Source organism: Paeniglutamicibacter sp. ORCA_105 (genome assembly GCF_045798545.1).
In the GTDB taxonomy this organism is placed as follows: domain Bacteria; phylum Actinomycetota; class Actinomycetes; order Actinomycetales; family Micrococcaceae; genus Paeniglutamicibacter; species Paeniglutamicibacter sulfureus.
This window is the reverse complement of the sequence record NZ_JBIXLM010000017.1, coordinates 81,916-89,028: the sequence shown is the minus strand read 5'-3', so window position 1 is coordinate 89,028 and position 7,113 is coordinate 81,916. Positions and strand designations below refer to the sequence as shown.

General features: G+C 66.2%; 7 protein-coding genes. 5 read left to right on the top strand and 2 right to left on the bottom strand.

Annotated elements, in window-relative coordinates:
• Together ACIPUB_RS10525 and serB are read right to left on the bottom strand one after the other, a co-directional pair.
• Positions 1-1,675: VanW family protein (locus ACIPUB_RS10525; RefSeq protein ID WP_407607325.1), on the bottom strand; the 1,675-nt coding region annotated here is incomplete at its 3' end.
• Between the two features lie 160 nt (positions 1,676-1,835).
• Positions 1,836-2,744, bottom strand: coding sequence for a phosphoserine phosphatase SerB (gene serB / locus ACIPUB_RS10520; protein WP_407607324.1), 909 nt, complete (start codon positions 2,742-2,744; stop codon positions 1,836-1,838).
• A gap of 202 nt (positions 2,745-2,946) precedes the next feature.
• On the opposite strand from serB, the gene ACIPUB_RS10515 reads away from it, so the two are divergent.
• The 5 genes from ACIPUB_RS10515 (at position 2,947) to ACIPUB_RS10495 (ending at position 7,059) form a co-directional block, all read left to right on the top strand.
• Positions 2,947-3,732, top strand: coding sequence for an ABC transporter ATP-binding protein (locus ACIPUB_RS10515; protein WP_407607323.1), 786 nt, complete (start codon positions 2,947-2,949; stop codon positions 3,730-3,732).
• Between the two features lie 85 nt (positions 3,733-3,817).
• Entirely contained in the window at positions 3,818-4,621 is an 804-nt protein-coding gene (locus ACIPUB_RS10510; RefSeq protein WP_264271243.1) for a sulfite exporter TauE/SafE family protein, read from the top strand.
• Positions 4,621-5,508, top strand: coding sequence for a TrmH family RNA methyltransferase (locus ACIPUB_RS10505; RefSeq protein WP_407607322.1), 888 nt, complete (start codon positions 4,621-4,623; stop codon positions 5,506-5,508). The genes ACIPUB_RS10510 and ACIPUB_RS10505 overlap by 1 nt, the downstream gene beginning before the upstream one ends.
• Before the next feature lie 132 nt (positions 5,509-5,640).
• A complete protein-coding gene (locus tag ACIPUB_RS10500) occupies positions 5,641-5,898 on the top strand; it encodes a type B 50S ribosomal protein L31 (protein ID WP_407607321.1) in 258 nt (85 codons plus the stop codon).
• Between the two features lie 93 nt (positions 5,899-5,991).
• Entirely contained in the window at positions 5,992-7,059 is a 1,068-nt protein-coding gene (locus tag ACIPUB_RS10495) for a biotin/lipoate A/B protein ligase family protein (protein WP_407607320.1), read from the top strand.
• The last annotated feature ends 54 nt before the right edge of the window (positions 7,060-7,113 follow it).

The following is a 7,113-nucleotide window of genomic DNA, read 5'->3' as shown; positions in this document are numbered from 1 at the left end:
CCTTATTCCAGGGCTGATAGGTCCAGGACTTGGTCTCCGCCGGGAGCACCTTGTCCGGTGCGGTGCGCGTGCGCGTGACGTTGATGGAGAAGCCCTTCTTGCCGCCGCGTTCGGGCTTGCAGTTGGCGGCAGGATTGTACTCGGTCCCCGGGTTGGTCAAGTTGTACTTGGCCGAGGACTTGCTGCCCACCTTCCAGTAATCGGTGCTCCACAGTCGCGTGTTGACCTTCCCGCCGCCGACCCACGCCTCGATCATCACGCCGTAGGGGGTGTTGTTCTTCCATGCCATGTCGACTTGGCCCTCCCAGAGGGTGGCCTCGCGTCCGGCCGGGTAGCGTTCAAACCAGCGGCTGTGCGGCTTGTGCGTAATGTCGTCGTACCCGGCCAGGAACCCGGCGTTGTACATCTGCGTGGAGATCTGCGAGAGTCCGCCGCCCACGGCCTCGGTGGCGAAACCGTTGACGACCACGCCGGAACCGAAGTAGCCATTGGCCGTGGTGATCGGGCCCAGCGCCTTCTCCAGCGAGAAGGTTTCCCCGGGCATGACCAGCACGCCGTTAAGCCGCTTGGAACCGGCATAGAGGTTCTTGGTGCGTACGGTGTCTGAAGCCGGGTACGGCGTGGAGAAGTTCACGATGGCTTCCTTCACGCCCAGCTTTTTCGCCTCCGCGGTGGTCAACTCCGGGACCGTGGTGGTCAAGGAGACCTTCGCGGTGCGGTTCTTGGCCTTGGAGGCAGCCAGGACCAGCTGGTCCAAGTTCTTCGAGTCGATGGTGGTGCCGTTCTGGGACGGGATGACCTTCGGCGCCCCGCCGGAGAGCACAATCCTGGCGTCCTTGGCCGTGGACTTGAATCCGTCGGCCCCCTTCGCGGCAGCGGCAACCAGTTTCTCGGTGTCCAAGGACATGGTCACGGCATCGCCGGAGATCTTGAACGAGGCGGCGTCGCCTAATTGCTCGGGGGTCAGCGAGGCGGTGGACTTCCCATCGGTGAGCTTGATCGGCCCGGCCACCAGCGGCTTCGCCGTCTCCTCCAGCGCTGTCTCCAGCGTCTTGGCAGAGGTCTTGGGCTCACTCAGCGCGGCGGGCAGTTCCAGCGGCTCCGCCGGGTCGAACCAGGATTCGGAGACGACGCCCACGGAATCTTCCACGTTCAGCACGACGCCGGTGACCGGCTTGGTCAGCACGGGCTTTGCGCCGTCGAAAGCCAGCTTGCCTTCGGCGGTCTTGGTTGCGACCTTGGCGGCCAAGGAATCGAGCTCGGCGCGAAGCTTGGCCTCGTCGACGTTGCTGGCTGGTTCGATCTGCAATTCGCCGGTGAAGCGCTCGAGCAGGGTGGCTGGGTTCAAGTCGAAGCCGACGAGTTCGTCCACGGTGCCCTCGAGATCAATCGAGAGACCGGCGGCGGCCGGGTCGAGGGACTCCTCACGGCCGTTGACCTGCACCGGGATTTCCTGCGCGGTGGCAGGGGTGAGCTTCTCCGCCAGGATCTGGCGTGCCGCTTCCGGGGAAAGGGAGCCGACGTTCACCCCGTGGACGGTGGTGTTCGCCGGAATCTGCGAGCCTGCGTATGCCGCAGCCCCTGTGTACAGTCCGCCGGCAAGTACGACGCATGCCCCGCCAATGAGCCAACCACGGTGTGACTTGCGTTCGGGGCCGCGCTTTTTGCGTCCCATGTTTTCACTGTGCAAAACGAATCGTTCTCTTCCATCGGGGGCACGGCCGCGAACCGTGTTGGGGGTTGAGGCGTCCCTGTAACAGGGCTTCGCCACCACCTGCCATTCTACCGGTGGCATCCAAACGAAGGACTAAATAACGGGTGATTAGGGAAAATCGTTATAAGATCCCCACCAAGTCGGCGATGATGTCCAGCCGCGGCAGGTCGATCCTGGCATCCGCGGCTTCACGCAACAGAGGCTTGGCGTTGAACGCGACGCCGAGCCCTGCGGCGCCGACCATGTCCAGGTCGTTGGCGCCGTCCCCGGCCGCGATGGTGTGCTCCATGTCGACCCCGAGTTCGCGGGCCCAGGTGCGCAACATGACTTCCTTGTACGCGCGGTCCACCACCTGCCCGTTGACCATGCCGGTGAGCTTCCCGTCGACGATGACCAGGTCATTGGCGCGGGCAAAGTCCAGGCCCAGTTCGGCCGCCAGCGGATCCAGGATCTGGGCGAAGCCGCCGGAAACCACCGCCACGTGGTGGCCAGCCGCCTTGAAGGAGGCGATGAGTTCGGCCGCACCGTCACTGAGCTCCAGGCGTCCGCGCACCGCATCGATCACCTCGGCATCGAGCCCTGCCAGGGTGGCCACCCGGGCATGGAGCGAGGCGGCGAAGTCCAGTTCGCCGCGCATTGCAGCCTCGGTGACGGCCGCGACTTCGGCCTCTCGTCCGGCGTGGGCGGCCAACAACTCGATTACCTCTTGCTTGATCAGGGTCGAGTCCACGTCCATGACCAGCAGCAACTTTTTCGCACGCACAATTGCGGCCGGCACCACGGCAATGGCGGACGTGCGCAGCTCGGGATCCTCCGAGCGGGCCAGCAGGTTGTCCAGCGGGTTCACCAGGGCACGAAGCTGGCGCACCGTCCCGGTGACCTCCCATCGCGCACCGTTGCGACCGGCCCGCTCGAAGGACTGCTCCTTGATCACCTCGTGGCCGGCGGCGGCCAGGGTGCGGCGCAGGCCGGCGGGTTCGGCACACGGCGTGGCGGCTGAATGGAAGACGATGAAGGCGGTGGATTGCATTCGCCTATTCTCCCGCGGCCACACGCGCCCGCCCAAAACGCCGCACGCTTTGTTGCGCGGGATCTTGTCCGACATCACTGTCCCATTAGGGCCCCGGGACGCCGAGCGGGAACGGGGGCAGCGACGTGCCCGGGGCCTGCCAGCGGCATGTCGGGCACCTTCGGTTGGGTCAAAGACGGGTCACTGGCCTAGTGTTTTATCCATGAATGAAGTGCTGGGCCTCGCCGACGTCTCCGTGGTACGCGGACGCAAAGACTTACTGACTGACATCAACTGGCACGTAAAGGAGGGCGAGCGTTGGGTGGTTCTTGGACCCAATGGAGCCGGCAAGACCACGTTGCTGCAGATCGCCGGTGCCCGGATGCACCCCACCCGCGGTGTGGCGGGAGTGCTGGGCGAGGTACTCGGCGCCGTCGACGTCTTCGAGCTGCGCCCGCGCATCGGCCTGTCCTCCGCGGCCCTGGCCAACCACATCCCCGAGCACGAGAACGTGCTCAATGTGGTGCTGACGGCATCGTATGGAATGACCGGACGCTGGCGCGAGGACTACGAGAAGCTGGATGAGCGCCGTGCTTTCTCCCTGCTGCACGACTGGGGCATGTCCACCATGATCAACCGGCCGTTCGCTACGCTCTCCGAGGGGGAGCGCAAGCGCGTGCAGATTGCCCGGGCGCTGATGACCGATCCCGAGCTGCTGCTGCTGGACGAACCGGGTGCCGGCCTTGACCTGGCCGGCCGTGAGGACCTGGTGGCACGCCTGACCGAACTGGCCAGCGACGAGGATGCACCGGCGATGGTGCTGGTCACCCACCACCTCGAGGAAGTCCCCCCGGGCTTCACCCACGCGCTGCTGCTGCGCGATGGCCGCGTGGTCTCCGCCGGTCCCATCACCGAAACGCTGACCGAGGAAAACCTCTCGGAGACGTTCAACACGCCGCTGAGCCTGCGGGCCGAGCGCGGGCGCTACAGCGCCGTCGCCAAGCACTAGCCCGAGCCCGCGGCAGCACCGCCGCCGCGGCCATTCGGGCCCTGGTGGACAGCAACGAATCATCAACAAGGGAGCGGTTTCCGGCGTGGACTTGTGGCGCGACATCATCATTTTCTTCGCGGGCCTCTGGGCCGGAACCATCAACACCATCGTCGGATCCGGCAGCCTGGTGACCTTCCCGGTTCTCGTGGCCCTCGGATTCGCGCCGGTCAACGCGGTGGTCTCCAACGCCATGGGACTGGTCGCCGGTGGATTCTCCGGCGCCTGGGGCTATCGGCGGGAGGCCGCCACGGTCTGGCGGACGATGCTCAAGCTGGTGCCGGTGTCGCTGGTCGGAGGGCTCATCGGCGCCTGGCTGCTGCTGCACCTGCCCGACACGGTCTTCGGCTACGTGGCCCCGGTGCTGATCGTGCTGGCGCTGCTGCTGGTGATCTTCCAGCCGCGGCTTTCCGCCTGGGCGAAGGGGCGCCAGGCGGCCAGCGTCGGGGTCAATCCGGACGAGGCCGACAGGACCCGTATCGGACCCACCCTCTACATCCTGGTGTTCCTCATCGGCATCTACGGCGGCTATTTCACCGCCGCCCAGGGCATCTTGCTGATGGCGGTCTTCGGGATCTTCCTGCACGCCTCCCTGCAGCAGTCCAACGCCATCAAGGTGATCCTGTCGCTGGTGGTCAACCTGGTGGCCGCGGTCTCCTACCTGGTCTTCGCCCCCGAACGCATCCACTGGCCGGTGGTGCTGCTGATCGCCGTGGGCTCGCTTATCGGCGGATTCATCGGCGCGAAGGTCGGGCGCAAACTCTCCCCGGGCTGGCTGCGCCTGGTCATCGTGGTCCTGGGACTGGTGGCGCTGGCCAACATGGTCGCCAAGCTCATCGTGGGCCCCTGATGCAAGCCAACCACCAAGCCGCCGGCGCGCAGGCCGGGTTCGAGGAAGCGGTGCGCGAGGCAGCCGGCGGGGACATTGCCCGGCGGCTGGTCTTCCTGCACTCGGGTGCGGACCCGCGGGTCCAGGACTACGCGGGGCTCTCGGACGCCGCCTTGCGCCAGGTCGCCGATCCTGCCAACGGCCGCTACATCGCCGAAAGCTCCAAGGTCCTGCGCCGGGCGCTGGCGGCCGGGCACCGCCCCCGTTCCTTCTTCATGGCACCGAAGTGGATTGATTCACTTCGCGACGTGCTTGCGGAGCACCCCGGGGTGCCGATCTTCGTGGGATCCGACGCGGTGCTCGAATCCATCACCGGCTTCCACCTGCACCGCGGAGCGCTGGCCGCCATGGACCGACCCGAACCGCTGGAACTGGAGAAGGTACTCTCAGGGGCCAGCCGGGTCGCGATCCTCGAGGACATCGTCGACCACACCAATCTCGGCGCCATCTTCCGCTCCGCCGCAGCGCTGGGCATCGACGCCGTGCTGATCACCCCGCGCTGCGCCGACCCGCTCTACCGGCGCTCCATCCGGGTGTCCATGGGCGCAGTGTTCCAGGTGCCGTGGGTTCGGCTGGATGCCTGGCCGGATGGGCTGCAGGCCGTGGCCGCCGCTGGATTCGAGATCGCCGCCATGGAACTGACCGCCCGCGCCCGGGGCATCGATGAGGTGGCCGCCACCGGCCGCGAGAAATTGGCGCTGGTGCTGGGCACCGAGGGCGCCGGGGTCAGCGACGCGGTGCTGCAGCAGGCCGACCTCCATGTCATGATTCCCATGCGCCCGGGCGTCGATTCGCTGAACGTTGCGGCGGCCTGCGCGGTGGCCTTCTGGGAATTGCGCGCTCGCTAGGCGAACCGGCGGCTGAATTGGAAAATCCTTGTCCCGTTCGGCTACACTGGAACGTCGGCTTCGTGATCCCACGGGCCGGTTTGGCACATTTGGTTGCTGGCAAAATCCAGTGACGTGAGCAAAGGTTTTAGCATGAAGGCTGATATTCACCCGCAGTACAACACCATGGTGTTCAACGACCTCGCCTCGGGCGAGAAGTTCCTGACCCGTTCGACGGCCAAGAGCAACAAGACCATCGAGTGGGAAGACGGCAACACCTACCCGGTCATCGACGTCGAAATCTCCGCTGCCTCGCACCCGTTCTACACGGGCAAGCAGCGCATCATGGACTCGGCCGGACGCGTCGAGCGCTTCAACGCCCGCTTCAAGGGCTTCGGCGGCAAGAAGTAATTCCGCCTTCACGCCTGCACACGGGATCCTCCACTTCGGGGGGTCCCGTTGCTGTTTAACCCCCGCCACGGCAAGGTGGATAGGATTGATTCCATGACTCACGGCTACACACATCACGGTGAATACAAGGTTGTCGGCGGCAAGTTGGTTGTCGTCGACCTGCTGGTGCAGGACGGGACGATAGCAGCAGCCTCCCTGAACGGGGACTTCTTCCTGGAGCCCGACGAGGCCCTCTTCGACCTGAACCAGGCGCTGGTGGGCCTGCCGGCGGCCGTTGAGCACTCGGCGGTGCGTGACGCCGTCACCGCGGGCCTGCGCGAGGGCGCGGTGATGTTCGGCTTCGACGCCGACGCCGTGGCCCGCACGGTGCGCCGTGCCCTGGGTCACGCCACCACCTGGTCCGACCACAAATGGGAGGTGCTGGGCCCGGACACCATGCCGATCATCGAGAACGTGGCCCTCGACGAGGTGCTGGCCCGCCAGGTCGCCGCCGGCACGCGCGGCCCGACGCTGCGCTTCTGGGACTGGGACGATTCGGCCGTGGTGATCGGTTCCTTCCAGTCGGTGCGCAACGAGGTCGACGCGCAGGCGGCGGCGGAGCACGGCATCAAGGTGGTCCGGCGGATCAGCGGCGGCGGGGCGATGTTCATGGAGGCGGGAAACTGCATCACCTACTCGCTTTACCTGCCCTCCTCGCTGGTGGACGGCATGAGCTTCGCCGATTCCTACCCGTTCCTGGACGCCTGGGTCATGGAGGCGCTGGCGTCGGTCGGCGTGAAGGCGCACTACAAGCCGCTGAACGACATTGCCACCGATGACGGGAAGATCGGCGGGGCAGCGCAAAAACGACTGGCCGGAGGCGTGGTGCTGCACCACGTGACCATGAGCTATGACATCGACGCGGACAAGATGCTGCAGGTGCTGCGCATCGGCCGGGAGAAGATCTCCGACAAGGGCATCACCTCCGCGGCCAAGCGCGTGGACCCGCTGAAGACCCAGGCAAAGCTGTCGCGGTCCGAAATCATTTCGACGATGGCAGGCACCTTCGCCCGCCGGTATTCCGCCACCCCGGGGCGGTTGGACGCCGCGACGCGGCAGGCCGCACGCGATCTGGCGGAATCGAAGTTCTCCACCGAGCAATGGACTGCGCGCGTCCCGTAGCCATGGTGCGGTACGGGAACCCCGTTCGACGGGGGTCCCGTACCGTCCTTGTGG

What these genes read in the sequence shown, in the direction of transcription:
- serB (WP_407607324.1), bottom strand. Translation starts at nt 2,744, where the DNA reads ATGCAATCCACCGCCTTCATCGTCTTCCATTCAGCCGCCACGCCGTGT.
- ACIPUB_RS10515 (WP_407607323.1), top strand. Translation starts at nt 2,947, where the DNA reads ATGAATGAAGTGCTGGGCCTCGCCGACGTCTCCGTGGTACGCGGACGC.
- ACIPUB_RS10505 (WP_407607322.1), top strand. Translation starts at nt 4,621, where the DNA reads ATGCAAGCCAACCACCAAGCCGCCGGCGCGCAGGCCGGGTTCGAGGAA.
- ACIPUB_RS10500 (WP_407607321.1), top strand. Translation starts at nt 5,641, where the DNA reads ATGAAGGCTGATATTCACCCGCAGTACAACACCATGGTGTTCAACGAC.
- ACIPUB_RS10495 (WP_407607320.1), top strand. Translation starts at nt 5,992, where the DNA reads ATGACTCACGGCTACACACATCACGGTGAATACAAGGTTGTCGGCGGC.